General features: G+C 63.8%; 24 protein-coding genes and 1 pseudogene. 5 read left to right on the top strand and 20 right to left on the bottom strand.

Annotated elements, in window-relative coordinates; translation table 11 throughout:
• Positions 1–182 precede the first annotated feature (182 nt).
• The 13 genes from J4D52_RS20535 to J4D52_RS20475 all read right to left on the bottom strand — a co-directional run bounded on the left by J4D52_RS20535 (position 183) and on the right by J4D52_RS20475 (position 16,108).
• Complete coding sequence (locus J4D52_RS20535) at positions 183–812, bottom strand: DUF1780 domain-containing protein (RefSeq protein WP_007924708.1); 630 nt, start codon at positions 810–812, stop codon at positions 183–185.
• A gap of 115 nt (positions 813–927) precedes the next feature.
• On the bottom strand, positions 928–2,334 hold the full coding sequence (locus tag J4D52_RS20530) for a lipid II flippase MurJ (RefSeq protein ID WP_102677076.1): 1,407 nt from the start codon (positions 2,332–2,334) through the stop codon (positions 928–930).
• Positions 2,334–3,155 (bottom strand): acyltransferase, encoded by an 822-nt coding sequence (locus J4D52_RS20525; protein WP_025807516.1) that lies wholly within the window; start codon positions 3,153–3,155, stop codon positions 2,334–2,336. The genes J4D52_RS20530 and J4D52_RS20525 overlap by 1 nt, the downstream gene beginning before the upstream one ends.
• On the bottom strand, positions 3,152–4,549 hold the full coding sequence (locus J4D52_RS20520; RefSeq protein ID WP_102677075.1) for an O-antigen ligase: 1,398 nt from the start codon (positions 4,547–4,549) through the stop codon (positions 3,152–3,154). The genes J4D52_RS20525 and J4D52_RS20520 overlap by 4 nt, the downstream gene beginning before the upstream one ends.
• Entirely contained in the window at positions 4,549–5,652 is a 1,104-nt protein-coding gene (locus tag J4D52_RS20515; protein WP_025807512.1) for a glycosyltransferase family 1 protein, read from the bottom strand. Before J4D52_RS20515 ends, J4D52_RS20520 begins: the two co-directional genes overlap by 1 nt.
• Positions 5,643–6,857 carry a glycosyltransferase family 4 protein gene (locus J4D52_RS20510; RefSeq protein WP_102677074.1) on the bottom strand — a complete coding sequence of 405 codons (1,215 nt, stop codon included), beginning with the start codon at positions 6,855–6,857 and terminating at the stop codon, positions 5,643–5,645. The genes J4D52_RS20515 and J4D52_RS20510 overlap by 10 nt, the downstream gene beginning before the upstream one ends.
• 25 nt (positions 6,858–6,882) lie before the next feature.
• Positions 6,883–8,232, bottom strand: a complete 1,350-nt coding sequence (locus J4D52_RS20505; protein WP_102677073.1) for a beta-xylosidase — start codon at positions 8,230–8,232, stop codon at positions 6,883–6,885.
• Entirely contained in the window at positions 8,229–9,410 is a 1,182-nt protein-coding gene (locus J4D52_RS20500; protein ID WP_025807507.1) for a glycosyltransferase, read from the bottom strand. The genes J4D52_RS20505 and J4D52_RS20500 overlap by 4 nt, the downstream gene beginning before the upstream one ends.
• A complete protein-coding gene (locus tag J4D52_RS20495) occupies positions 9,410–11,392 on the bottom strand; it encodes a GumC family protein (RefSeq protein ID WP_102677071.1) in 1,983 nt (660 codons plus the stop codon). The genes J4D52_RS20500 and J4D52_RS20495 overlap by 1 nt, the downstream gene beginning before the upstream one ends.
• A 67-nt stretch (positions 11,393–11,459) precedes the next feature.
• The gene (locus J4D52_RS20490; RefSeq protein ID WP_102677070.1) at positions 11,460–12,293 is read right to left on the bottom strand and encodes a polysaccharide biosynthesis/export family protein; all 834 of its coding nucleotides are present in this window, start codon (positions 12,291–12,293) and stop codon (positions 11,460–11,462) included.
• A 7-nt stretch (positions 12,294–12,300) separates the two neighbouring features.
• On the bottom strand, positions 12,301–13,212 hold the full coding sequence (locus tag J4D52_RS20485; protein WP_025807504.1) for a glycosyltransferase family 2 protein: 912 nt from the start codon (positions 13,210–13,212) through the stop codon (positions 12,301–12,303).
• On the bottom strand, positions 13,212–14,672 hold the full coding sequence (locus tag J4D52_RS20480) for a mannose-1-phosphate guanylyltransferase/mannose-6-phosphate isomerase (RefSeq protein WP_025807502.1): 1,461 nt from the start codon (positions 14,670–14,672) through the stop codon (positions 13,212–13,214). The genes J4D52_RS20485 and J4D52_RS20480 overlap by 1 nt, the downstream gene beginning before the upstream one ends.
• On the bottom strand, positions 14,672–16,108 hold the full coding sequence (locus J4D52_RS20475) for an undecaprenyl-phosphate glucose phosphotransferase (RefSeq protein WP_102677069.1): 1,437 nt from the start codon (positions 16,106–16,108) through the stop codon (positions 14,672–14,674). Before J4D52_RS20475 ends, J4D52_RS20480 begins: the two co-directional genes overlap by 1 nt.
• A 455-nt stretch (positions 16,109–16,563) precedes the next feature.
• Here J4D52_RS20475 and J4D52_RS20470 point away from each other — a divergent pair, with 455 nt between their 5' ends.
• The 3 genes from J4D52_RS20470 to J4D52_RS20460 all read left to right on the top strand — a co-directional run bounded on the left by J4D52_RS20470 (position 16,564) and on the right by J4D52_RS20460 (position 17,998).
• Positions 16,564–17,031 (top strand): FAD/FMN-containing dehydrogenase, encoded by a 468-nt coding sequence (locus J4D52_RS20470; RefSeq protein WP_102677068.1) that lies wholly within the window; start codon positions 16,564–16,566, stop codon positions 17,029–17,031.
• Positions 17,028–17,717, top strand: coding sequence for an energy-coupling factor ABC transporter permease (locus tag J4D52_RS20465; RefSeq protein ID WP_063433053.1), 690 nt, complete (start codon positions 17,028–17,030; stop codon positions 17,715–17,717). Before J4D52_RS20470 ends, J4D52_RS20465 begins: the two co-directional genes overlap by 4 nt.
• Positions 17,718–17,782: 65 nt before the next feature.
• Entirely contained in the window at positions 17,783–17,998 is a 216-nt protein-coding gene (locus J4D52_RS20460) for a hypothetical protein (RefSeq protein WP_097305131.1), read from the top strand.
• 4 nt (positions 17,999–18,002) lie between these two features.
• On the opposite strand, the gene yacG is transcribed toward J4D52_RS20460, so the two are convergent.
• The 4 genes from yacG to J4D52_RS20440 are packed head-to-tail and all read right to left on the bottom strand — an operon-like array spanning position 18,003 to position 20,915.
• Positions 18,003–18,206, bottom strand: a complete 204-nt coding sequence (yacG, locus tag J4D52_RS20455; protein WP_009045670.1) for a DNA gyrase inhibitor YacG — start codon at positions 18,204–18,206, stop codon at positions 18,003–18,005.
• Positions 18,203–18,826, bottom strand: a complete 624-nt coding sequence (gene coaE, locus J4D52_RS20450) for a dephospho-CoA kinase (RefSeq protein ID WP_102677067.1) — start codon at positions 18,824–18,826, stop codon at positions 18,203–18,205. The genes yacG and coaE overlap by 4 nt, the downstream gene beginning before the upstream one ends.
• Entirely contained in the window at positions 18,823–19,695 is an 873-nt protein-coding gene (locus tag J4D52_RS20445; protein ID WP_102677066.1) for an A24 family peptidase, read from the bottom strand. Before J4D52_RS20445 ends, coaE begins: the two co-directional genes overlap by 4 nt.
• 2 nt (positions 19,696–19,697) lie before the next feature.
• On the bottom strand, positions 19,698–20,915 hold the full coding sequence (locus J4D52_RS20440; protein WP_102677065.1) for a type II secretion system F family protein: 1,218 nt from the start codon (positions 20,913–20,915) through the stop codon (positions 19,698–19,700).
• A gap of 363 nt (positions 20,916–21,278) precedes the next feature.
• Between J4D52_RS20440 and J4D52_RS20435 the strand changes: the two genes are divergently transcribed.
• Both J4D52_RS20435 and J4D52_RS20430 read left to right on the top strand, forming a co-directional pair.
• Positions 21,279–21,695: a pilin gene (locus J4D52_RS20435; RefSeq protein WP_025807491.1), complete on the top strand. Its 417-nt coding sequence runs from the start codon at positions 21,279–21,281 to the stop codon at positions 21,693–21,695.
• A 288-nt stretch (positions 21,696–21,983) separates the two neighbouring features.
• Complete coding sequence (locus tag J4D52_RS20430; protein WP_025807489.1) at positions 21,984–22,340, top strand: BON domain-containing protein; 357 nt, start codon at positions 21,984–21,986, stop codon at positions 22,338–22,340.
• Positions 22,341–22,542: 202 nt separating this feature from the next.
• On the opposite strand, the gene J4D52_RS20425 is transcribed toward J4D52_RS20430, so the two are convergent.
• The 3 genes and pseudogenes from J4D52_RS20425 to J4D52_RS20415 form a co-directional block, all read right to left on the bottom strand.
• The gene (locus tag J4D52_RS20425) at positions 22,543–25,458 is read right to left on the bottom strand and encodes a DUF748 domain-containing protein (protein WP_173678550.1); all 2,916 of its coding nucleotides are present in this window, start codon (positions 25,456–25,458) and stop codon (positions 22,543–22,545) included.
• Positions 25,459–25,572: 114 nt separating this feature from the next.
• A complete protein-coding gene (locus J4D52_RS20420) occupies positions 25,573–26,589 on the bottom strand; it encodes a class I SAM-dependent rRNA methyltransferase (protein ID WP_102677064.1) in 1,017 nt (338 codons plus the stop codon).
• Positions 26,590–26,658: 69 nt separating this feature from the next.
• Positions 26,659–26,841, bottom strand: a pseudogene (locus tag J4D52_RS20415) (acetyl-CoA C-acetyltransferase); the annotation flags it as partial.

Below are 26,841 nucleotides of genomic sequence, written 5' to 3'. Positions count from 1 at the left end.
AAAAGTATGAAGGTTACAGCGCAGTGCCATCTTGTCGGGCTATGCGACATGGAACGGAGCATAGCTGCTCGCGGATGCGGACCTTGTCATCGCGCGAGTGATTGCGCTTTGTAACACTCGCAGGGTGTTTGCGCCATGCCACGATGGCCTGAAGGGGCCCAGGAAATTCCGCTCCAGGCGGCCTACAGGCTGATACCGACGTCGAAGAGGATGCTGCGCCCCAGGTTGCCGCGCAGGAAGTCCGGCGCGTCGGGATGGGCAAACAGCACGCGGGCGAAGGTCGGCCCGACCAGCGATAACGAACGCCAGCCCTGGCGCAGATACTCGGTCGGCGGCGGGAAGTGGCTGTTGAGGTCGAGCACTTCGCGCTTGAGGCTGGCGAAGGCGATGATGTCCAGCTCCCCCAGGTCCATGCCGCGTTCTTTGTAGTTGTGGGCTTTCTTGCGCAGGGTCGGGGCCAGCCTGAGCAACAGTTCGTTGGCCGGAATGCGCTTGGGCTTGGCCTCGCGCCGCACCAGTTGGCTGAGGGAGAAGGCACTGCGGCGCCGTTGCAACTCGTCGCGCCATTCGTCGTTGAGGCGGCGGCCTTCGTCCAGCACGAAGAACACCTCGAAACAGGCTTCGCGAAACAGTACGTCCGGCGGTTCCTGCCCGGCGGGCGTGAACTCGTCGGCACGGTAGGGGATGTTCAAGCCTTGCAGCAGGCGCTGGCAGACCCAACGCTCACGCTCCCATTTGCGCGCATTGGACAGGAACGCATTGGCTTGTTCGGCCTGAATGGTGAGCAGGCGCAGGTAATCTGAGTCATCCATAGTCCAAGCTTAGCGTCCAAACGCTGATCCAAGAAATACACTCTGCCGGGTCGGCGGGGGCTGACTGCACTTATAACGGATAAGTGTGACATCAGGTCAACCCTCTGCCGCTCGTTCAGGCCCGCCAGGGTTTCAGCCAGAGACCCAGGGCGATCAGCAGGAGCATTCCGGCCACGGTGCTGAGCCCCAGTTGCAGCCAGACGTTCGGCAGCGGATGCAACAGCAGCGCCGCGGCACTCAGCAGAACGGCGCTGATGGCCCAGCGCACTGGCCAGCTGATGAGGCTGAGCAACTGTTGGCGCTGCATCAGCAACAGGTTGGTCAGGATTACGCCGCCGAGGGCGGCCAGGGGAATTGCATTCAACCCCGCAATCAGCGGCAAGCCCGCCAGCAGCAGGGCGTTGAGCAGGCTGCCGAGCAGTTCGCAGTACAGCGGCGTTCGGGTATCGCCGGCGGCATAGGCGTAGCGCGCGAGCATGGCGTTCCAGGCGCCGAACACCAGGGACACGGCAAACCAGCCCAGCAGTGCCGGCAGTGGTCCGTCGGCGCTTTGGGAGGGCAGCAACCAGTGGATCAGCGCCGGGCTGGCGCCCACCAGGCCGAGGGCCGCTGGCAGGCTCAGCAGGGTCGCGGCGTCGAGCCCGCGATGCAGCAGCCCCAGGCGCTGATCGCCGGACTTGCCGCTCATCAAGCCGAGCAGGACCTGGTTCAGGCTCATCAAGGCAATCAACGGCAGGTTGATCAGCTTGCGCGCCAGGTTGACCCAGGTCACCGCGCCTTCGCCCAGGTAGCTGGCGACCACCCGTTCCACCAGCGCCAGGCCCTGGCTGGCCAGGTTGCTGGTCAGCAGCGGGCCGAGGCGCACCAGCAATTCACGGCTGGCTCCAACGTCCCCGCGGACCTGCCAGGGGCGCCAGCCGGTTTGCCAGATCGCCGGCACCAGCGACAGGCACATCAGCAGGCTGCCGAGAAAAAACGCCAGCGAAAGGCCGGAGCCCAGGCTCGCCTGGCCGTAGAAAAACAGATAAAGCACCGGAGGCAGGTTGAACAGCAGCGAGCCCAGCCCCGGCAGGACGAAACGTTGCCGGGCGTGCAGCGGAATGCTGAACAGCGCATGCAGGAGCAGGCCGGGGATACAGGCGGCCAGGCTGCGCAAGTTGGCGGCGGCTTCGGCCTGGGCTGCGCTGTCGAGCCCGGGACCGATCAGGCGGATCCACAGTGGTGCGCTCAAGGCCAGCAGGGCATACAGCCCCAGTCCCAGGCCCAGCAGGCGCGGACTCAGACCGGCCAGCCAGGCGTGCTGGCGCCGGGCGTCGCGCTCCTGATAGAGCGGCAGGGCCGCGGCCGCCAGGATACCGGCCGCCAGGGTCATGCGCAGGGCTTCGGGAATGAACACCGCGACCAGGAACGCATCGCTGCGGCTGCCCGCGCCCCAGGCCGCCACCAGCAGCCATTCGCGGGCAAAACCGGCGAGCAGCCCGGCGAGGGTCGCCAGGGTCAGTAGCAGGGTGCTGCCGAGCATCAATAGAACAGGGTGAACAGGCCTTTGCCACCCACCTTGTAGTTCAGGTCGTGAGGGCGCTCGCCCATGGGTTTGGCACCGCTGCCACCGATGATCTTGTAGGGCGGAACGGCCTTGGCCACCAGGGTGTTGGCGGTCACTACCGCGCCGCGACCGATGTGCGAGCCATGGGCGATCAGCGCCCGGGTGGCGATCCAGGCGTAGTCATCGATGTAGATGGGCGCGGATATCGACCAGAACTCGGGGCTCATCGGGTCATGGCCGCCGGCGAGAATCAGCACGTGAGAGGCGATCGTCACATGATCGCCGATGATCAGCCCGGCCCGGGCGTCGACCTGACAATGCCAGGCGACCACACTGTCATCGCCGATCACCAGGTTTTCCACCCCCAGCACCTCGGTGTTGCGCCAGATGGTCGAGCCCTTGCCGATCTTCGCGCCGCCCAGGCGCAGCCAGGCGATGCGTACGTGGTGGCTGGGGATCTTGTTGATCAGGATGTTGTAGGCCTGTTCCCAGGCCCGCAGCCAGCGGTCCTTGAGGGTGGCCAGGTTCTTGCCGTAGCGCGGCACCAGGGTGGTGGGGATGTCCTGCTTCAAGCGGCGATACAGGCTTCGGGCCAGGGGATGTTCGATGATCTGTTCGATGTCCACCGAGGAGATGCTGTAGCGCGCCTGCTCGCCGTCGCCCTCGACGAACAGTACGTCGTTGTTCAGCCCCCAGCTGTAGGCCTCGAGCAGTTCATCGTGGCTGACGCCCAGCTCCGAGGCCAGGGCAGGCAGGCGTTCCGGCAGATCCGCAGAATGGAAAATACGGTGTTTCATGCTTGGCTATCCTTGGGGTTGATGAGGGGATGGGTGATGGCCGGGCGTAACCGGACCTGTTGCAGGCTCATGCCCATCAACAGCCAGAACAGACCGATCAGCACGAAAGTGAAGCTGAAGTAGTGGTCGAACAAACCCGTCAGCAACGCCGCCAACAGGCCGGAAATGCAGCCCAGCCACAGTGCGTTGTCAGCGGTTATCTGACGGATCGGCGCCAGTGGGCGCACCTCGCGCCACCACATCAGGGTGACGGCGATGAACAGCAGCATTCCCGGAATGCCGATCTTGTAGATGAAGTTCAGCCACAGGTTGGAGATGCCCGGCAGGTCGGTGCCCGGTACCGGCGGATCGACCTTGAAGCCGATGCCCAGCGGGTAGCGCATCATCGCCTCGGGGAATTTCTCGTATTCCTCGAAACGTACTTCGGTACTGGCGTTGGTCGCCGAGAACATGGTCATCAGGCGTTCCTGCAGCGGCGGATAGAACATCACCAGGGCCACCGCGAAGGCAGCCCCGAGGCCGATGATCCGGCCGCTGTAGGGCACGCGCTTGTAGGTCAGCCAGAGCAGCACCAGGGCCAGGGCCAGGATCGCCCCGCGGGAAATACTCAGCAGCAGCCCCGCGCAACCCAGGATCGCCACCGCCAGCCCCAGGGCCCGCCGCGCGCCGGTCCGGGTCCAGCCATAGAGCAGTGCCAGGGGAATGAACAGCACCAGCACGCCGCCAGTGAGGTTGGGGTGAACCCAGGGCGATGCCATGCGCTGGTAGTTGGCGGAGAAGATGTCCTTCACCGCTTCCGGGTGGGCGTACTTGAGGTCGGTGAGGATCGGGATCATCGACATCGCGTTGCGCGACTTGATGAACATGCCGATCGACAACAGCAGCATCAGCAGAGTGCCCAGCAGCAGGGCGATCACCACTTTGTCGCGGTCGGCATCGGTACGCAGCAGCAACGGCACCATGAACAGCAGCGACAGGTTCATCAGCCAGCGCACCCAGTTCACCGGGCCGTTGCCATCGGCATGAATGATCAGCATGCCCCAGACAAAGGGAATGGCGCTGAACAGCATCAGCCAGACCATGGCCCGTTCGGTGGGACGCCAGAGCATGAGGTTGCGGGTCTTGCCGATGAAGGATTGCCAGAACAACCCGACCCACGTCAGGCCCAGTACCGCTTCACTGACCGTGGTGCGAATCCCCAGTTGCAGCGTGGTGTAGGGAATGCAGGTGGCCAGCACAGCGAAGAGCAGCAGGCCCCACAGCGGCTTGCGGATCAGCGTCAGGGTCACGGCCAGGCCGATCACCACGAATATGACTTTTGCCGGTGGCAGGGCCCACAACAGAATCCCGAAGATCAACCCCAGGGTCAGGCCAATGAATTTTCCTGGCAGCATCAGTGAAAGAGCCCTGTGAGCAAGGTATCGAGGCGCTGACGGTAGGTCGATTCGGCAAATTGCCGGGCCCAGTCGCGCAGGGTGTCCGGATCCGGTCTGCTGCTGTCCTGGGCTTGTTCGATCAGTGCGTTGCGCAGGCTGGCGCGATCACGGGCATTGAAGCGTCGCGCGCCGGGCGGAGAGACCTCGTCGAGGGCCGAGCCCCTGGCCACCGCGACCGGCGTACCCTGCCACAGCGCCTCGACCACCGGCAGGCCGAAGCCTTCGGCGTAGGAGGGTTGCCACAGGCAATCGGCATGCTGGTACAGGGCCTGCAACTGCTCGTCGCTGATGCCACTGACCCAATGCAGCCCGGGCAACTGGCTCAGGTTCGCCGGCAGGTCGCTGGCATGCCCGACCAGGACCAGCTCCGGTACTTGCGGGTTTTCCTGGCGGCAGCGCTGCCACTGCTCGATGAAGAACGGCATGTTCTTGCGCGGCTCCCGCGTCCCGACGGCCAGCCAGTAGCGCTCGGGCAGGCCCGCCGGCAGTGGGCCGATAGCGCCCTGGAACTCCGGTACCAGGTTGTTCAACACGCGGAACTTCGGCCGTGCCCAGGGAAACAGCCGGGCCGCTTCGCTGCAGGAAAAGCGCGAAGGGCACCAGACTTCATCGGCGACCCAGATCGACCAGGCGATCGACACGGCATCGATCAGCCGATAGGCGAGGGCCTTGAGCTGCGAGCGGTGGAAGTTGCGCTGGGTCAGCTGGAACAGGTCATGCAGGATCAGCACATAACGGGTTCCCGCCGGCTTGTGGCCGATGGGCAGGCCCATGTTGGCGGTGGCGATGTACAGGTCGACCGACTGCTCGCGAATGGTCGCCGGCAAGAATTTGCGTTCGAAGCGCAGGCGCACGCCGGGGCGTTGCACACCATCGAGGGGGCTCGGCCAGGCCGGACAGAAGGCGGTCTGGCGTTGCTCATGCTCCAGTGGCGCTTCGCTCACCAGCAGCAATTCGGTGTTTTCACGGGCGCGCAAGGCCTGTTCCAGTGCCTTGACCTGACGGGCGATGCCCGAGGAGGGAGCGACCGTGGCCGGACGATAATCGAGGGCTACACGCATGCGGGATGCTCCTGTGTGGAGGGCAGAGTCCGGTAGATCTGTTCCAGTTCGTCACCGGCCACGGCCCAGTCATGATGCTGGCGGGCATACAGGCGGGCGGCGCCGGCCAGTTGGGCGGCCAGGGTCGGCTCGCGCAACAGGCGAATCACGGCATCGGCCAGGGCCTGGGCATTGTCGCCTGCCAGGTAATGTTCCTCGGGGCGGATGGCCAGGCCCGAGGCGCCTTGTGCGGTGCTGACCAGCGGCAGGCCGGCGGCCATGGCTTCGAGCACCTTGAGCTTGGAGCCGCCGCCATGGCGCAACGGTGCGATGAACAGCGCGCAACGTCGTTGCAGGTCGGGCAGGTCTGGCACGAAGCCGACCCACTCGATGCGGCTGTCGGTCCAGCGTTCGGGCCAGTTGGCCGGCAAGGCATACCCGGCCACCGCCAGGCGCGCCTCGGGGCAGTGGCTCCAGACCCGCGGGAAAATCTCGTCGAGCATCCACTGCACGGCGTCCAGGTTCGGTGCGTATTCGTAGTTGCCGACAAACAGCACCCGCTGGCTCTGAGGGTCGGCGGAGACCTCGGCAAAGCTGCGGCTGTCGACGCCGTTGACCACCACCTCGACCGGGGTACGGGTCAGCTGGCGCATGGCCTGGGCGTCGCTTTCGGTCACCGCGACCACTTGGCGGGCCGCGTCGAACGCCTTGCGTTCCCACTGCCGGCAGCGCCATTGGTCGTAGCGCACGAAGAGGCTGGCCCAGGCCGGGAAGCGGTCATAGGTCGCGCCGCCCAGGCTGGATTCGAGGTTGTGCTCGGTGAGCACGAAGTCCCGGCCGGCCCGCCGCAGCGGTTGCAGATAGGGTTGCAGGCTGTAGCTGTGCTCGACCTGGATCACATCCCAGGGCTCTTGCAGCAGGCTGTCGAAGCGCTCGCGCAAAGGGCGCGACACGCCGTTGACCGTGGTCAGCAGCGGCCAGGGCGCGAACAGCCCGGCCAGCAGCGTGACCGGGTGTTTCAGTGGGCGCCGTGGCACCAGGATCAGGCGTTCCAGCCAGGGCTCGAGGGCGGCGCGGGTGGCGGCATCGGCCTCGGTCTTCGATTGCACCAGCAAGGTGATGCGGTGACCCCGCTCGCTCAAGGTCCGGAGCAAGTGAAACTGGCGAGTCTTGCCTCCACTGGTCATAGGCCAGGGCAGGTAGGGGAGAATCCAGAGAATCTTCACGTACGGCACTCCAGGTCGAGATCGATTACCACACGAGAATCTGCAGGGACGATTTCACGGTCGGCTGGATGCCGTCCGGGGCGTCGAGGCTGGCCCGGGTTCCGCTGAGCGGATCGTAGAGCTCGGCCTGCTGCACCTGGGGCAAGCGGATAGTGCCGCCCTTGGCGCTCCAGAACATCAGCAGGCGCTTACCGTCGTCGCGGGTCCAGGACACGCTGTAGAAGGTGTCGGGCAGGTTTTCCAGCACGGGCGTCTTGCCGGGCTTGAGACGCGCGCCAGTGATCTCGAGAAACCGCGCGAGGGCCTTGTACACCGGCTTGGGCTCGCCGTTGAGGTCGAGCAGGCCGTAATGCTGGTCGCGGGCCGAGGCGCGCGAGTCGAGATCGGAAAGGGCGAAGAGGAAGATCCGCTCGTAGTCCTGGTCGCTCATCAATGCCAGGCGGCGCAGGGTGTAGTCGGCCTGGCCGTCGACGCCGATCAGCCGCTGCATCTCCTTGGGCCCGGCGTAGCTCGACCAGCCCCACTCGGTGGCCCAGATTCTCTTCAGGCCGGCGCCGTGCAGCATGTCGTTGAGCTGCTTGCCGCGCAGCAGCACTTCGTTCTTGCCCGGCTCATCGCTTTCCGGGGTTTCCGAATACGGGTGATAGGCGGCGACCATGCCCAGGCTCTGCACGCCCAGCTCGCCGAGCTTTTCGAACATCAGCGCGTTGCGCTGGGTAGGCATCTGGCTGTAGTAGGCCATGCCGCCCATGACCTGGATCTTGTCCGGCGCCACCTGGTTCAGCGCCTGATGAGTCGCCAGCAACAGCTCGCCGTAGCCTTTGGCATCGGGTTTTGGCCGCCAGTTGTTGGGTATGTTCTGTTCATTCCACGCCTGCCAGGCGTCGATGTTCGGGTAACGCTGGGCCAGCATCGCCATGCGCGTGGCGAAGACTTTCGGATCGCGCGGCGGGTACTGATCCTGGAAGGGCCCGCCCTTGGGGGCGGTGGTGACGAAGGGCGCCGAGCCTACGAGGTAGAACAGCGACTTGAGTTTCGAATCGCTCAGGGTCCGGTCCAGTTCGTCGAGGGTGCTGAGCTGGTAACCCTCTTCGGTGGGCTCGAGCCGGTCCCAGTGCAGGTCGACCCGCACCCATTGCAGGCCGAGCTGTTTATAGGCAGCGATCTGCTTGCGGTATTGCTGCGGGGTGAACCACAGGAAGTGCGCGTTGACCCCCAGGTAGTCCTTCCACACCAGGGTGCGATCGGGAGCCAGGTTGATCGGCGTGGCATCGACCTGTTCGCTGAGCAGCAGGGCGCCGCCCACCGCCAGAGCGGCCACCAGCGGCAGATAGCGCAATAGAGGGCGACGTTCAAGGCCTGGTCGGGTCTTCATTTCGATCGCTCCTTGCACACTTCATTGAACAGTTCGGCGAAGCGCCGCGCGGTGGCGCTCCACTCGCGTTGTTGCCCGGCCTCGCTGGCCCGCGCGGCCCACTGGCGGGCCAGTTCGGGCTCCAGCACCAGGCGGCTCAGGTGCTGGCTCAGCGCTTCGACATCGCCTTGCTGATAGGTCACGCCATTGCCGCCGGCAACCTCCTCGGCAAAGGCCCGGGCATTGGAGGTGACGACTCCGCGACCGCAGGCATTGGCCCAGGACAGGGCGCCGCTGGTGCCACGCATCTGGCCGAGCCAGGCGAGTTTTTTCGACTCCCGGTACGGCAGCACCATCACATGGTGGGCCTGGATGGTGCGGGCGATCTCGGCGGACGGCAGGTCCAGTTGCCAGTCCACCACATCGTCCAGCTGCAGTTCGCGAATGCGCTGGCGCAGGCCGTCGAGGTAGTTGCCGGCCGGGTCGAAGGTCATTTCCGGGGCGGTGCCGCCGGCCAGGGTCAGGCGGACCTGGCCGCGGCACTGCGGGTTGGCCGCCAGGGTGCGGGCCAGGGCTTCGATCAGGTCCTCGATGCCCTTGCCGCGGTAGATGAAACCGAAGTACAGCAGGCGCAACGGCACCAGCGGCGGCAGCTCGGCCGCAGGGATCGGCAGGTTGCCGTGGGCGATCACCGCCACCTGTTGCGGTTGCAGGCCCATGCGCTGGCGCAGGCAGTCGCCGCCCAGCCGGGTCAGGGTAATCAGCCGGCGCATGCCGCGGGCCAGGCGCCGTTCTTCGTGCAGGGTCAGCGGGTCGGCGAGCAGCGCCGCCGCTTGCGGCAGCGGGTGCGGCAAGCGTTCGAGCAGGGTCAGCGGCCAGAACAGCCGGGCGCGCCGCCAGATCAGGCGTTCCGGGTCATGCACGGTAGCCGTGCGGGGGATCCGCGGTTGTTCGGTGCTCAGGTAGTTAAGCGCCTGGAATTCGCCGAAGCGGCCACCCCCGAGTTCGGCGTGCACCAGGTCGACGCCCGTCCAGTCGAAGGCGCGCAGGCGCGTCAGCTGCTCCGCTGGATCGTGACAGCCGGCCAGCGGTGTCAGCACTTCGATGCCAAGGCCGCGCAGCGCATTGCTGAAATGCGCGGCGTAGTCGGCGATACCGGTCTGTTCCGGCGGCAGCGGGGCCAGCAAGGCGATACGCATCAGGCCGCACCGCGCCAGCTGTTGATCCGCTCCAGCACCCTGGACGGTACTTCGAAGCGGCGACGGTTGAGGATCAGCCCGTCGACCTTGCCGAAGGCGGTGGTCAGCAGCGACATTGCATTTTCGATCATCGGCACGGTGCTGGTCCGAGCCTCGATCACCAGGGCGATCAGGTCGGCGCGGCGCAGGATCAGGAAGGCCTCCTGGTTCGACAACAGGGCCGAGGCATCCAGCAGCAGCACCTCACCGGGCTGGGCCGGCGCGCTGTCGTTGACCCGCACGCGTTGGCCGCGCTCCTCCAGCAGGCGGCGCAGGCGTTCGAGGATGAAACTCACGCCTTCGCCATGGCGCGCCGAGGTCAGGCCCAGGGTCAAGCCCTGGCTCTCGATGCGGTCCATGGGCAACAGGCTGTAGAGCCGGTAGATGCTCGCGGTCATCGCCGCGGGCGTGGCGTCCTCGAGGTCCGGCACGCTGCCCCACAGCGGCACCTGGAACAGCTCCGGCAGGCGCGAGCCGTCGTGGATGCGCTGGTCCAGCAGGTAGCAGACATAGATGGTCAAAAGCCCCACGGCGATCCCCGCGGGAATGGCGAACAGCAGGATCAGCAGGCTCTTGGGGAAGACCCGCGCGGGGTTGAAGGTGGCGTGCTCGATGATCGCGATGTTGCTGATCTGGCTGCTGTCGAGCTCGTGGTCGATACGCGCCTGTTCCAGGTTTTCCGAGTACAGCGCGTAGCTCTTTTCAGCGGTGCGCAACTGCTGGGTCAGGCGGTTGAGTTCAGGCTCGTCGGTCAGTACCCGGTCGCGCTCGGTACGCAGGGCGGCAAGGGTCTTGTCATAGTCCTCGATCTGCCCGGTCAGCCGGCGTTGTTGCAGCTGGGCATCGATGACCTGCTGCTTGACGTTGGTCACCAGGCTGTTGGGCGCGACGTTCTTCGAGCGCTCCAGGCGGGTCTCTTCCTGTTCGCTGAGGGCTTGCAGGTCGTGGATGTTCTGTTCGATCTGCTTGACCGCCGGCGCCTCGGGCAAATAAGTGCGCAGCAAGCGCGCGCGTTCCACCTGCAGGGTGTTGAGCTGGCGCTTGAGGTCGAGCTGGGTCGGGTTGAGGCTGGTCTCGCGACTGGTCACCACTTCGCCGGGCTGATCGAGGATCTGCTGGCGGGCGTTGATCAGGAAGCTGCCGATCCCGGACAGCTGGTTCTGCGCATTGACCCGGGCATCGGTCAGCCGGTCGATCTGGCTGGTGAGGTTTTCCAGGCGAGCTTCGACGCTGATCGAATCGATCTGCTTCAGGCGGCCCTGCAACTGTTCCTTGAGGCTGAGGATTTGCGCGGCCACCTTGTTGCCTTCGCCCTCATAGAAGGCATAGAGGCTTTTGCGACCGAGTACCCGGGCGCGTTCCTCAAGGAAGGTGTCGACCCAGATCTTCACCACTTGCTGTGCGACTTCCGGGTCGTCCCAGGTAAAGCTGATATCGATCACCGAGGAGCCCGCTTCATGGCTGGCCTGGAAGTTCTTTTCCAGGCGGGTCGCCAGGCGGTCCAGCGGGCTCTGCGGCTCCGACAGACCGACCAGTTGCAGCAGGCTGCGCAGCGCATCGATGGCCGTGCCCATGGCTTTCTTGGCGTAGAACTTGAGGGTCTTCCAGATACCCTGGGGTTCGGCGGCCGCACTCAGTTCCAGGTAGCGCTGGGCGACGATGTGCACGATAGGCCGGCCGGTGAGCATCTTCTCCTCATCGACAATCGGGTCGTGCTGGGTGCTGGGCGAGATCAGCGTCTGGCGATTGCCGGCCTCGATCGGCACCGTGGTGCTGTCGCGCCCGGGCTTGACCAGCAGGCGCGCGTCCGACTCGTAGCGCGTCGGCAGCAGGAAGGCGCCCAGCACCGCGACCACGATGGTGGTGATGACCGCCAGCTTGAACTCGCGGCGGAATATGAAGAACAGGCGCAACAGGTCGCGTAGAGAGCGTATTTCGATCACGGGATCACTCCGTTGATAGTACTTGTAGCAGTGGCTGATGGAGGCCGATCAAACGTATCGATCCTGTTTACTGCCCCGTCCCGGTACCGGTGGAACTGCTGGTGAAGTTGTTGATGGTGTTACCGCTGTTTTTCACGTCCTGGGTGTTGAGGTCATAGTTGAAGCCGACACCAATCCCCTTGTTGATCGGGAACAGCTTGGTGAAGTACATGTCCACCGCTTCCACCGTGCTGCCGATGGTCGATTGCGGCACGTAGATCAGGTCGCCGCGCTGCAGGGCGACCAGCGGATGATTGGGGTTGCTGAGCATGTTGCTGAGGTTGACGAAGTACATCTTGTACTTGCCGTCGGGGCCGGTCCTGAGCAAGGCGATGTTGGAGCTGTCGGCCGAGGGCAGGACGCCACCGGAACTGAGCAGGGCCTGTTCCACCGACACGGTGCCGGCGAGGTTGAAGAACGACGGGTTGGCCACCGCGCCGCCGATGAACACCCGGTTGCTCGGGGCAACGGCGATGTTCACGGTCACTTCGGGCTCGCGGTAGACACGCGTGTAGCGTTTGGTGATTTCCTTGCCCAGGTCTTCCGGGGTCAGCAGCGCGGCCTTGATCCGGCCGATGTTGGGCATCGAGATGAAACCGTCCGGTCGCACCACGAACATCGTCATGTCGTCGGAGCTGGCCGGCTCCTGGGCATCGCGCACGATGCGCAGGGTGTCGCCGCTCTGGATCAGCACCTGGGCTGGCGGCAGGTCGGCCAGGGTCAGTGCCGCCTCATGGCGGGCCTTGAGGGTGTCGCTGTCGGGCAGCGCGACATGGGCGGGAGTCGAGCAACCGCCCAGCCACAGGGAGGCGGTCAGGATGCTCAACAGACAAAGCCGGGAAGGTCGGTTAGTAGTCATCATTGACAGCTCAGGTCCAGTAGTTTGAGAACATGCTCAAGCGGCGCTTGAGCGGTGTCGGCAGATGCTGTTCGGCGTGGCCGAGGCGATAGCCCAACAGTTTCAGCGCGCTGCGCAGCAGCACTTCGGGTACGCGTTGCAACTGGCCGGCGTCACGCAAGGCACGCAACTCGGCCTGGACGTAACGTTTGCCTTCGCCGCCCGCGGTGCCGAAGGCTTCGCGGATCCAGGGCTCGCGGCCATAAAACACGCCGATATCGAAATAGCGGCGGAACTCCTGCATCAGACTGTAGCTGTGGGAATGCTGCACGCAGGCGCTGGCGGCGTAGCGCACCAGATAACCGTTGAGCAGCATGCGCGCGGCGACGTGGGCGTCCTCGCTGCCAATGACATCCTCGGGAAAGCCGCCCACCGCTTGCAGGGCGCTGCGCCGATAGACGGAAAACGAGTCCGAACTGAAGCAGGTCTTGATCCCCAGCTCCCCGGCGTCGGCCAGGCTTTTGCTGCGGCTCTGCGGGCTGTAGTTGAAGTGGCGCGACTGCGCCTCGAGAATCCCGGCCCCGGGGTGCGGCAGCTGACGACCGTAGGCGAGGCCGATCCGCGGATCCTCCTCCAGCTCCTGGATCAGGTTGGCGAAGGTCTGGGGCGAGGCCGGAATCGCATCCTGGGTCAGCAGGATCAGCGCGTCGGCATCCACCTGTTCGCTCGCCCAGCGCCGGGTGCCGCCATGGTTGAACTGCTGGGCGGCGATGACCTCCACCCGGGCACCGAACTGCCGGAAGCGGCTGACGGTGTCGTCCGTCGAGCTGCTGTCGACCACCAGCACGGTGTCCGGTTGCAGCGTCTGGGCGGTCAGCGCCGGGAGCAACCGATCGAGGTGCGCTCCGGCATTGCGGGCGGGAATGATCAGCGCCACCTTCATCATGGTTTTACCTGCACCGGGGCGCGGCCGTAGATGTCTTCGAAGCGCACGATGTCGTCTTCGCCCAGGTACTCGCCGCTTTGCACTTCGATCATCACCAGGTCGATGATCCCGGGGTTGGTCAGGCGGTGTTTATGGCCGGCGGGGATATAGGTGGATTCGTTGCTGTTGAGCAGGATCTCCTGGTCGCCATTGGTGATCAGGGCCGCACCGCTGACCACTATCCAGTGCTCGCTGCGGTGATGGTGCATCTGCAGCGACAGCGACTCCTTGGGCTTGACCATGATGCGCTTGATCTTGAAGCGGCTGCTTTCCTCCAGCACGGTGTAGGTCCCCCACGGCCGTGTGACCGTGCGGTGCAGGCTGTAGGCGCTGTGGCCCAGGCGCTTGAGTTCGGTAACGATATGGCGCACGTCCTGGGTCCGCGAGGCATCGGCCACCAGCAGCGCGTCGGGGGTGTCGACGATGATCAGGTCGCTGACGCCAACGGCGCCCAGTACACGCTTGGGTGAGTCGATATAGCAATTGCTCACGTCATGCAGGATGGCTTCGCCGTTGACCTGGTTGCCGGCGGCGTCGCTCGGGGTGAGCTGGCGCAGCGCATCCCAGGAGCCGATGTCGCTCCAGCCCAGGTCGCAGGGCACCACGGCGACCCGCTCGGAGCGCTCCATCAGGGCCACGTCGATCGAAACGTCCGGGGCGCGGGCCAGGCTGTCGGCGTCGAGTTCACGCTGGCGGCAGTGTTTGTTGTCCAGGGTCATGCCTTGTTCCAGGCAGGCCTGGGCGGCGCTCAGCACCTCGGGAGCGTGCAGGGTCAGCTCTTGCAGCAGGGTATCGGCGCGGAAGCAGAACATCCCGGCGTTCCACAGGTAGTCGCCGCTGTCGACGTAGGCCTGGGCGGTGACCAGGTTGGGTTTTTCGACGAAGCGCGCGACCTCGAAACCCTCCTTCAGCGCCGGGCCCTGTTCGATGTAGCCAAAACCGGTCTCGGGTTTGTCGGGCTGAATGCCGAAGGTCGTCAGATAACCTGCTTCGGCGAGGCTGCGCGCCTTGCCCACGGCGGTGGCGAAGGCGTTCTGGTCGAGGATCAGGTGGTCGGCCGGAAGGATCAGCAACTGCGCCTCGTCGCCCCAGTGCTCGCGCACATGCAGGGCCGCCACGGCGATGGCCACCGCGGTATTGCGCCCGAAGGGCTCGAGCAGCAGGTCGAGGTCCAGCTTGCCCCGATTGACGCTGCGGTACTCGTCCAGCGAGCGGAACAGCAGGTCGCGGTTGGTCACCGTGACCACGCAGCTGACGTCCGGCAGGCTGCTGGCGCGGACGAAGGTCTTTTGCAGCAGGCTCTGCCCATCGCGCATGCGTATGAATGGCTTGGGCATGTTCTGCCGAGAGACGGGCCACAGGCGCGAGCCGGAGCCGCCGGAAATAATGCAAGGGATCAATCCAGTGAATGCGCTCATCAGTAGACTTCCTTCGTCGAGAGGACGGCCGGAACCGTCATGAAAACGATGTACAGATCCAGCCAGACCGACCACTTGGAGATGTAATCGAGGTCGTACTCCACTCGTTTCTGGATTTTCTGCAGTGTGTCGGTTTCTCCCCGGTAGCCATTGATCTGCGCCCAGCCGGTGATGCCGGGCTTGACCCGATGGCGCGAGCTGTATTCGCGCACCGCCTGTTCGAACGGCACTCCCGCCGCCTTGGTGGCGGTGGCATGTGGGCGAGGCCCGACAATCGACATGTTGCCCATCAGCACATTGAACAGCTGGGGCAGTTCATCGATGCTGGTTTTGCGAATGAAGCGCCCAACCCGGGTGATCCGCGGGTCTTCCCGAGTGGTCTGCCGCTCGGCATTGAGGTCCGCCTGCTCGACATACATAGAGCGGAACTTGAACACGCGGATCAACCGGTCGTTGTAGCCATAGCGCTTTTGCCGGAACAGCACGGGGCCCTTGGAATCGAGCTTCACCGCCACGGCGGTGGCCAGCAGCACGGGGGACAACAGGACCAGGCCCAGCAGGGCGAGCAGGATGTCTTCGCAGCGCTTGATCAGCGGCGCCCAGCCGCGCAATGGCAGCTCCGAGGTGTTGAACATCAGGATGCCGCCGACATCGGTCATGCGGTTGTGGCCGAAGCGCAGGGTGGTGATGTCGGGCACCAGGGCGACATTCACCGACAACTGCCGCAGCCGGTACACCAGCCCGCCGATGCGCGCGTGCGCGGCCCAGGGCAGGGCGATCAGTACCTGGTTGACCTGCTCGGAACGGATCAGCTCTTCCAGGTTCTGGGTGTTGCCCAGGAAGGGCAGGTCGCAGAAGGCCTTGGGCACGCGGTCGCTGCGATCGTCGATGAAACCGATCAGGCCGGAGCGGATATCGCCGTGGCGCTGCATGTGTTCGGCAAGGAACAGCGCGCTCTCGCTGAAGCCGAGGATCACCGTGCGTTGCAGGTATTTGCCCCTGGCCATCCACGAATGGAACAGGCGCAGCAGAAACAGGCGCTCGATGCCAAACAGCACGAGGCTGGCGATGAACCAGACAGCCAAGTCCTGCAGGCTGAAGACCGGCAGCAGGTGCAGCCCCTGGTACATGACCAGCAGGATGCAGAAGGCGGAGGTCCAGGCCACCAGCATCGTGCGCAGACGCAGGCGATTGCTGAAGAACTCTTCGGAGTAGACCCCCTGGGCCTGGAACAGGATGACGGTGATCACGGCAAAGAACAGCAGCAGGCCAAGTACGGTTGGCCAGATATCCGCGCTGGCGGATTCAAGACTCAGGAGCAGCAGGATGCCAGGCAGGGCAGCAGACAGGGCATGCGTCAGTTTCACCCCCGAAATGAAGAGTTCCATGAATCCGGTTCGGGTCAGAAACCTGCTATCAATCGATTTTGTAAGCATCGAATCCCGTCGCTGCCAGGTAAAACCCAGCTCTGATAAGGGTAAAGCCACTACAGAGGCAGGCTGAAAAAACTAAGGCTTACTGCAAAAAAGTCTGTTTTTTGGCGGCCTATGATGGCCAAACAATACTATTTTTCCGCTTTGATGGTCAACTAATTGACTAATTCTGGCAGATTAATCTTTTTTTTGCATTATGCATCGGTTTTTTGACGGTTTGGCGCATCCAGGACGAATGGAAGCCTGGGCATGTGTCACGAAGTTGGCTCATTCGTGAGCGAGGGCGTGACGGATAAGTGGAGTGTTGTTCAGGGGGGGGCTCTTGTCCAACCGGTGGCTATTTATTCCCTTTCGCTCGTGATTGCGGGGTTCTTGATGGTTGGCGCAGCCCTCCGGCGGGGTGCTCTGGCGGTGTAGACTGGGCGCTGCCGAACTAACCAAAGGAAGGGGAAGAAACTGTGAGGTATTGGTCATTGCTGTTGCTGGGTTGCGTGCCATTGCTGGCGCACGCGGTGGAAGTCGGTGAGCGTCTGGCGCCCTGGACTTTGCTCGATCAATTCGACCGGGCCTACAGCCTCGACGGGCAGACCCGGACCCTGCTGGTGGCGCGCAGCATGGATGGCGCCAAGCTGGTCAACGCCGCGTTGCAGGATCGGCCTGCGGGTTATCTGGAAGCCCGGCACACGGTATTCGTCGCGGACATCCAGCGCATGCCGGCGGTGATCGCCAAGATGTTCGCGGTTCCGGCGATGCGTGATTATGGCTACCGGATCATGCTCGACCGTGACGGGCGGGTGGCGCCGCGTTACGCCGGGGCTGTGGATAAAGTCCTTTGGCTGCAGCTCGACGATGGCCGGCTGGTCGCTCAACGGGAGTACGGTACGGCCGCCGAACTGCGCGCAGCGCTGGAGCAGGCGCAGCCATGATCAGTGCGGCGCTGCTGTCGCCGCTGACCCTCGGCGTGGGCTGGTTGATCTATGTGCCGGTGCTGCTCTGGGCCGCCTGGCGCGCGCCTTGGGTCGAGCTGTTCAGCGATAGCCGGCGCCAGCATCTGCTGTTCGGTACGGTGTTCGCGTTGTTCATGTTGTGGCTGGTGCGCCGGGATTTCGATACCGGGGTGTCCTACCACTTCATCGGCATGACGGCGGTGACCCTGTTGCTGGACTGGCCGCTGGCGATCGTCGGCGGGCTGATTGCCCAGGTGGGGCTGGTCGCGCTGGGTCGCCAGGATCTGGCGGCGGTCGGCATCAACGGCGCCTTGCTGATCCTGCTGCCGGTGCTGGTCACCGAATGCTGCGCGATCCTGGTGGAGCGCGCGCAGCCGCGTAATCCCTTTGTGTATATCTTCTGTTCCGGTTTTTTTGCCGCCGCGCTGTCGGCCTTGTTGTGCCTGCTGGTGGGCCTGGGGCTGCTGTGGTTCGACGGGCGTTTTGCCATGCCGGAATGGCTGGAGGACTTCGTCGGCTACCTGTGGCTGATCATCTTTCCCGAGGCCTTCATCAACGGCATGGTGGTCAGCGCCCTGGTGGTGTTCTGCCCCGAATGGCTGGAAACCTTCAACCGCACCCGTTACCTGTCGGCGCCGTGGAAGGACGACGATCCGCGTTCTTGATCCATATCAAACACGTTCGGCGGGCGCGGTCCCATGCTCGGCGAAAACCGTTCGGGAGCAGGGTCATGAGTGTGTATGAATGGGCACGGCAGGAAGTACGCAAGAGTCTGGATACTGCGCAGGAAGAGGGTTTCGAACCGGGCTTGAGCCTGCGCGCCCTGCTCAGCGCGGTGGTGCAGGAGAGTCGGCGGGTGCGCAGCGCCGAGGATCTGGCCGACGAGTTGCAGTTTCTCGCGGAGAACCTCGACGATACGCAGGATTACGGTTTCATGCGGCCTTGAGGCTTTAGTGGGCGCGAGGCGGCAGGTCGTCGGAAAACAGATCGTCCTCGGCATCCGGGCTGACCGGAATCTTGTGTTCTTCGGCAGCCCAGGCGCCGAGGTCGATCAGTTTGCAGCGGTCCGAGCAGAACGGACGGTTGACGTTGCTCGCGGTCCATTCCACGGGCGCACCGCAGGTTGGACATTCCACGGTCAGGGGTTGGCTCATGACTGGCCTCCACGCAAGGTAAGGTAAAAGTGATGCAGGCGTTCGACCTCGCTGTGCAGCCAGGCGAGGTCGCGGTCGTTGACCAGCACATCGTCGGCATGGCTCAGGCGGTCTTCGCGGGTTGCCTGGGCCTTGAGAATCGCCTGGATCTGCTGTTCGCTGATCCCGTCGCGTTGCAGGGTCCGCTCGATCTGCAGTTGCTGCGGCACATCGATCACCAGGATCCGCTGGGTCATCGCGTATTGCCCGGATTCGATCAACAGCGGTGACACCAGAATCGCGTAGGGCGACTCGGCGCGGGCCAGGTGCGCGGCGATCTCATCGGCAATCAAGGGATGCAGCAAGGCTTCCAGCCAGAGGCGTTGTTGCGGCACCTCGAAGATCAGCTTGCGCAGCGCGGCGCGGTCCAACTGGCCATCGGCCTGCAGCACGCTGTCGCCGAAATGCTCGGCGATGCGGGCCAGGGCCGGACGGCCGGGTTCCACCACCCAGCGGGCAGCGTGATCGGCATCCACCACGTGGATGCCCAGGTCGATGAAGTGCTGGGCCGCGGCACTTTTGCCACTGCCGATACCGCCGGTAAGGCCGAGGATCCAGGGTTTGAAAACAGGCTTGGTCATCTGAAACCGACAAACTGCAAATAGGAGCCGGTTATTTGACCACCCCAGAGCAAGGCAATCCAGCCGGCAATGGCCAGAAAGGGACCGAAAGGGATAGGCGTGGACATTTGCGCGCGGTTGCGGCGCAGCATGGCGACCCCGGCCAGGGCCCCCGTCAGTGAGGCCAGCAGCAGGGTCATCGGCAGAATCTGCCAGCCGCCCCAGGCGCCGAACATGGCCAACAGCTTGAAATCGCCGTGCCCCATGCCTTCCTTGCCGGTCAGCAGCTTGAACAGCCAGTACACCGACCACAGGCACAGGTAGCCGGCCACGGCGCCCCACAGCGCATCGTGGAGGCTGACGAACAGGTCGAAGCCATTGACGATCAGCCCCAGCCACAACAGGGGCAGTACCAGCACGTCGGGCAACAGTTGATGGTCGGCATCGATCAGGCTCATCGCCAACAGGCCCCAACTCAGGAGCAGCATCAAGCCGGCCTGCCAGCCAAAGCCGAAATGCCAGGCCACGAACGCCGAGGCCAGGCCGCAGGTCAGCTCCACCAGCGGATAGCGCCGGCCGATCGGTGCCTTGCACGCGGAGCAGCGTCCGCGCAGCAGCAGGTAGCTGAACACTGGGATGTTTTCCCAGGGGCGGATCGGGTGCGCGCAGTGAGGGCACTGGGAGTGCGGGAGCAACAGGTTGTAGGTCGGCCCGGCAGGTTCGACGGGCAGCCCCAGGATGTCACGGGCCTGGGCATGCCAGTCGCGCTCGAGCATCTTTGGCAGCCGCCAGATCAGCACGTTGAGGAAGCTGCCGACAATCAGGCCCAGGACCAGCACCGATGCTACGAAGACCAGCGGGTAGCTGGCCAGGACCTCAGTCAATGACATGTTCAGATCGCTGTACCGAGTTGGAAGATGGGTAAGTACATGGCGACCACCAGGCCGCCGACGAGGGTGCCCAAAACTACCATGATCACGGGTTCCATGAGACTGCTCAGGGTGTCGACCAGGGTATCGACCTCTTCCTCATAGTGGATCGCCACTTTTTCCAGCATGCCGTCCAGGGCCCCGGACTCTTCGCCGATGGCAGTCATCTGGATGGCCATGCCGGGAAAGATGCCGGACGCGCGCATGGAAAAATGCAACTGCATGCCAGTCGCCACGTCCTGCCTGATGCGGTTCACCGCATGCTTGAACACCTGATTGCCGGTGGCCCCGGCCACCGAGCCCAGGGCCTCCACCAGTGGTACCCCGGCGGCGAAGGTGGTGGACAAGGTGCGGGCGTAGCGGGCCACCGCGGACTTGTACATCAGCGGCGCTACCAACGGCAGTTTCAGCAGGCCCACGTCCAGCCACTGGCGAAAGCGCGGCGAGTGCCGGTGGGCATGGCGCAGGCCGAACACGCTGAGCAACAGACCGCCCGCCAACAGCCACCACCAGTGCTGTACGAACTCCGAGAGGGCGATGACCAGTTGGGTGAACACCGGCAGTTGCGCGCCGAAGCCTTGGAACATCGACTGGAATTGCGGCACCACCTTGACCAGCAGAATGCCCGTGACCACCAGCGCCACGTAGATCACCGCCAGGGGATAGGTCATGGCCTTGCGGATGCGCGTCTTGAGGTTTTCGCTTTTTTCCTTGTAGGTCGCCACCCGCTCCAGCAGGGTTTCCAGGGCCCCGGCCTGTTCGCCGGCATCCACCAGGCTGCAGTACAGCTCGTCGAAGTACCGCGGCCTCTTGCGCAATGCTGTGGTGAAGCTGCTGCCGGCGGCGATGTCCTGCTTCAGCTCGGCCATCAGTTTGCGCATGTTCGGGTTGTCGAAGCCCTCGGCAATGATGTCGAACGATTGCAGCAGCGGCACACCGGCCTTGATCAGGGTCGCCAGCTGCCGGGTGAACAGGCTGATGTCGCGGGCCCTGATCGGGGGCGTGCGCTGGAACAGCGAGCTGGATTTCTTCCTGACCCTGGCCGGGCTGATGCCTTGCTTGCGCAACTGGGCCCTGATCAGCGAGGGGTTATGGCCGCTCAATTCGCCGCGCAGTTTGCTGCCTTGCCTGTCGGTGCCTTCCCACAGGTAAACACTGACTTTTGCTGCTTTGACCGCCATGGTGTCGAGTCCCGGTAGTGATGGATGTCCTCAGGGCCGGCAATGCCCTGTGCGTTAGCGAGTGGAGCGCTGCGCGCGGCGCGGCGTCCGGCTCATAGAGTTTGAATGGCCCGATACGTTCCTTGGACGGGGCGGACAGTGAATGCAATCGATGGTCGAGTGACAGCGTAGCTCGCCAAGGCGACCGGCCCAGGGCACTTGGCTGACAAAAAGTGTCAGATAGTGCGACTTCTGGCGCTCACTGCCGCCGGTCCGCGCCGCTAAAGCCCCGTTCGCCCGGGGGCGCAGGCGCTGGCACAGGCTGTGCTATGGCTGTGTGGCGAGTGCCCAGACCCTTGGATATCCCCTGCTTGGAGCAGATAGATGAAGTATCAGAAAGGTTTTACCTTGATCGAGCTGCTGGTCGTTGTGGCGATCATCGGCATCCTGGCCACCTTTGCCATGCCGCTGTATTCCAAATACCAGGCGCGGGCCAAGGTCACCGCGGCGTTGGCCGAAGCCTCGGCACTGAAGGTCAACTTCGAGGACGTGCTGAACCAGGGTAGCGACCCGACCCTGGAGCTGGTGGGGGGCAAGGCGGCGACGTCGAACTGCACCATGACCGCCGCGGGTTCCGCCTCGACCGGAGCGGGAACCATTGGCTGCACCATCCTCAATGCACCGGCGCCGGTGCTGAACAAGACCCTCACCCTGACCCGCAGCACAGCCGATGGCTGGGTCTGCACCACCACTGTTCCCGCGGATTACTCCCCCAAAGGCTGCGCCGCCAGCGGCAGCTGAGTCCGGTTCTCGCGTGCTCGGCGCGTGAAACGTCACGCGCCACCGCGTCTTTGTGGAAAGTATCGAAAATTCAGGAAGTTAGCTCGGCCACTGAGAAATGCAACTTGCATGCAGATTATTCGCCGGTCATGCATTTTGCATGATCGCGGATACTTTGGTTGATCTGTAAGTTATTGATATTTAAGTGATTACTGTTTTTATGAACTTGGCATAACGCCTGCAATCTACTTAAGTAACCCTGCTGCCAGGACCTGGAGCAGGTTTTCCAGAAGAACAGGAGTTACTCGTATGAAGAAGTTCGCTATCGCTGCTGCAACTGCTACCGCTCTGACCCTGACCATGGCTAACGTCGCATTTGCCCAGACCACTCAAGCTACTCAGGCGCCAATGGTGCTCGCGGCGGGTGAAGTGACCAAGGCCAAGGAAGCCACTTCCGACACCTGGATCACCACCAAAGTCAAAGCGGATCTCGTAACTGAAAAAGGCATTCCAGGTACCGACATCAAGGTCGAAACCAACAAGGGTGTGGTTTCCCTGTCCTCCACCGCTGCTCTGACCGCGGCGCAGAAAGAAACCGCAGTCAACATCGCCAAGAACATCAAAGGCGTGAAGGCAGTATCGGCTGACGGTCTGAAAACCGAGTAAGCCGCAAGCGTCTTTCCTGGACAGGGAGAAGAGGCGGTAGAGGGTTCATCTACCGCTTCCTTGAAGGTTCATGCGAATGGCCACAGGGAGGTGGCTCCTTTTGTAAACAGAACAGGCCCCGGCACAGTGTGTCGGGGCCTGTTCTGTTCATGGCGGGGAAAACCGCAAGGCCGACCCGTTTCCGGGGCGGCGGGGAGGGCGGTTATTCGGCGTCCAGGTGCATGGGGGTAATGACCCGGCCGTCGCTTTCGGCCTGGCCGAGATTGGCGTCGATGAAGTACACCCGGTCGTCCGTCAGTTGGCCTTTGTCCACCAGGAAGTCCTTGATGCTGCTGGCCCGTTCCTGGCCCAGCTGGCGTAACAGCACATCGCTGCCGCTCCAGAACTGGATCACGCCTTCACGCATTTTCGCGGTGCGCTCTTCCTTGCCCAGATCCTTCCATTCGGCTGGTGGCTGGGTCTTGAGGCGGGTGCGATAGATGCCTTCCAGCAGAGGACCTTTCTCGCCTTCCGGCACCTTCAGCAAGGATGCCTGGGCCGGTACCTTGTCGCCGCGCCGCTGGAGCATCTTGTAGTAGTTGTACTGGTATTCCCGCTCCAGGCGTTGCTCGGCGATCAGCGGGCCATCGCTGCTCTGCGCCGCGGTACCTTCGATCTCCAGGCGCAGGGCCGGACGCTCCTTGAGCGCGTTGGACAGCTTGACCAGCGCCGCTTCCGATTCTGGGTTCAGGTCACTGGAGCCGGGGGCGAAGGAGACACTGCCCAGGTCTTCCGAACCGCCGCCAGCGACCAGTCCGCCGATCAGCTTGAACGGGGCTGCGGCGGCCTTGACGATCAGGTTGCGCAGGGTCTGCCAGACAATCGGCATGACGCTGAATTGCGGGTTGTTGAGGTCGCCGGTCACCGGCAGTTCGATGGAGATCTTGCCGTCGACATCCTTGAGCAAGGCGACCGCCAGTTTCAGTGGCAGGCTCACGGCATCCGGGCTGTCGACTTTTTCCCCCAGCTCCAGTTGTTCGACCACCACTTTGTTTTCGGCCTTGAGCTGGCCGTTGGTGATGACGTAGTGCAGGTCGAGGTTGAGCCGGCCCTTGCGGATACGGTAGCCGGCGAACTTGCCGGAGTAGGGGGTCAGGGTGGTCAGTTCGACGCGTTTGAAACTGGTGGCGATGTCCAGCGCGGCCATTGGATCGAAGGGGTTCACGCTGCCCTTGATGGTGACCGGCGCATAACGATCGACCTTGCCCTTGATATCGACGCTGGCCGGTTTTGCCTGGCGGCTGTCGATGGTACCGATCTGGCCGTTGAGTTGCTGGACGGCTGTGGCGAAGTTGGGGGTCAGGCTGAAGTCGGCGAAGTTGGCCGAACCGTCGTTGATAGCGATCTGGCCGATATGGATGCCCAGGGGTTTTTCCTTGGCGGCCGGCTTGGCGGCACTCTTCGGCGCGCTGTCGGCCGGTTGCGGGATCAGCAGGTCATCGATGTTGGTGGTGCGGTCATCGTTGATCATGAAGCGCGCATAGGGCTGCAACAGGTTGACCTTGTTGATCGTCAGGCTGTCGCCGTGCTGATAGTTCAGGCCTTCGAGCACCAGTTGCTGCCATTTCACGAAGTCACGGGTTTTCAGAGTGTCCAGGGTATGCAACTGGTCGACCTGGGCGCGGCCGGTCACGCTGAATGTCAGGGGGTCGATGTTTTTCAGGTCCACCGCCAGGTCGCTGCCGAGCATGCCGCTGCGCAACTCCAGGCGAATGAACGGGCTGATGTAGGACTGGGCGACCCGCAGGTCGATGTCCTTGGTTTGCACCGCCAGCTTGGCGGTGACCGGTTGCAGGTTGACCACGCCGCTGGCGAGGATCTTGCCCTGCTTGCCCACCCCGGTGTCGAGCTTGAGGTTGAAAGGCGACTGGTTGAGGCTGTCGAAGTTCTGCACATCGAGGTTCAGTGGCCCGACCTCCAGCGCCACCGCCGGCTTGGCCTGGCGGTCCGCCAGGTGCACCTGGTAATTGCGCAGTTGCACGTCCTTGAGCAGCACCTGCCAGGGTTTGCTTGGCGCCGGGGTCGCCGGCTGCGTATCGGCGGTGGCCGGAGCGGGCTTGGCGGCCGGTTTGGCCGGCTGGCTGGCGAACAGTTTCTGCCAGTCCAGTTGACCATCGGCCTCCAGGGCGGCCCAGGTTTCCAGTTTCTGGCTGCGGATCTTGCCGACCACCACTTGCTGCTTGGCCAGGTCGACCGTGGTTTCACTGACGTCCAGGCGCTCCAGGCGGGCCAGTGGCCGACCATCAGGGGCCTTGATGGCGAAAGGGGCGACGCTTACCGAGGCATCGCTGAGCAGCAGTTCGGTTTCCTTGGCCAGGTTCAGCTTGTAGCGGGTGTTGAGGTTCAGCACGCCGTCTTCGAGGACCAGCGGCAAGGCATCGCGGACATAGGGCCACCAGGCTTTCATCTGGCCGTCGGTGACTTTCAGGGTGCCTTCGGAGGCGATCGGGGTCAGGCTGAAATTGCCGCTCCAATCGATCTGGCCGCCCGCGGGGCCAACGGCGACCAGGGTCATGTCGGCACTGTCGTCGGGCAGGGTACTGAGATTCTTCAGTTCGAGATCAAGTTTGTCGTAGAGGAAGTCGATGGGCTCGCTGGGTCGCGTGTCCTGGAAGTGCACATAACCGCCCGCCAGTTTGATGCGCTCGATACGCAGGGGGAACGGCTTGGCCTCGGGGTCGTCCGGAGTGGGTTCGCTGGCGGGCAGGTTGAACAGGCCCAGCAGGTTGAGCTTGCCGTCCTTGGCGAACAGGATCTCGCTCTTGGGTTTGTCCAGCTCGACGTCGGCCAGGTGCAGCGCGCGGGTCCAGAGGCTGTCCAGTTGCAGGTTGGCGTAGAGACGCTCGAAGGCCACCTGCTCCTTGCCCGGCTCACCGATGTTCAGGCCCCAGAGCGTCAGTTCGAGGCTGAACGGGTTGAGTTCGATGCGCTGGATCTTCGCCGGTACCGTCGCGTAGTTGGCCAACTGTTGATTGGCCACCCGCAAGGCGATGCCCGGCAAAATCAGAAAGCCCAACAGGCTGTACAGGGCGAGAGCGGTCAACAAGGCGCCGATAGCGCGGATCAATCCTTTGGGCATGCGAGGCTTCATCTATCTGATATCGGGAGTGCGTTGGAGTATGGCACGCGTTTCCGGTTCCGAAACAATCCCAATCCTGTCGCAAACAGGATTGTTCAGATTCCTGCCGGGGGATCAGAGCTGCAGGATCAGGGTCTTGAGCGGCGGTTGCTGGTCCATGGACGGGAAGTCGCGACCGGGTGTCAGCACCTGCGATTCGCGTACCGGGCGCCCGGCTTTTTCGGCACAGCGCAGCACCTGTTCGCGCCAGTCGTCCATCGAGACTTTCGCCAGGTTGTTGCAGCAGATCAGCACGCCATTGTCGGCGGTAGCCAGCAGGGCCGGCTTGAGCAGGCTCTGATAGTCGCGCAGCAGGTCGACCGTGCCGAATGCGCTCTTGGCCCAGGCCGGAGGGTCGAGCAGCACCAGGTCGTACTGGCGTTGTTCCAGGCGTGGGTAGCTGGGCAGCTTTTGCCCACGACGCTGGGTGATGGGCAGGCCGGCCAGTTGCCGGATCGCCGGGAAGTAATCCGATTGCACGAATTGCATGGCCGGCAATTGCGGATTGAGCTGGCCGTTCTCGCGGCCGACGGCCAGGTTGCCCTCGGCGAAGTCCAGGTTGCACACCTCGCGGGCGCCACCTGCCGCGGCACTCAGGCCGACGCCGCAGGTATAGGCGAACAGGTTCAGCACGCTTTTGCCGGCGCTGTGGGCCTTGACCCAGCCACGGGCGTTACGCAGGTCGAGAAACAGCAGCGGGTCCTGGCCGGCATGGCGGCCGCGTACCCGGTAGTTCAAGCCCCATTCGTGGCCGACCAGGTCTTTCAGTGCCTCTTCTTCGGCGCGGTAAACCGGATCTTCGCGGTCGATGCGTGAGTTGCCCCGGGAGCGATCGTTATAGACCAGCAGGGTTTCCAGGCCCAGCTGCTCCTGGACAGTCTCATGCAATTGCAGCAAGGCATCGCGTTCCAGCGTCTGGTGAAAACTTTGCACCAGCAGCTGTGGGCCGTAACGGTCGATGGTCAGGCCCCCGGCGCCTTCCTGGCTGCCATGGAACAGCCGATAGCAGTCGGTGCCTTGCTGATGCAGCTCGACGAGCAGGTCCTGGCGATGATCGAGGGCGGCGCGCAGCGCCTGATTCAAGGAAGACATGCGGGCGCCTTGCGAGTGATTGGGCGGGGCAGTCTACCAGCTTCGGCCTTCCCTGTAGGAGCGGCCGGGTTAGCGTTCGATGGCCAGCGCCACGCCCTGGCCGCCGCCGATGCACAAGGTAGCGAGGCCTTTTTTGGCATCGCGCTTGAGCATCTCGTGCAGCAGGGTTACCAGCACCCGGCAGCCCGAGGCGCCGATCGGGTGGCCGAGGGCGATGGCGCCGCCGTTGACGTTGACCTTGCTCGCGTCCCA

Origin of the sequence: Pseudomonas sp. GW460-12-10-14-TSB1 (assembly GCF_017349775.1) — a bacterium.
In the GTDB taxonomy this organism is placed as follows: Bacteria; Pseudomonadota; Gammaproteobacteria; order Pseudomonadales; family Pseudomonadaceae; genus Aquipseudomonas; species Aquipseudomonas piscium.
The sequence above is the reverse complement of the archived record's forward strand: the minus strand, read 5'-3'. Positions and strand labels throughout refer to the sequence as shown.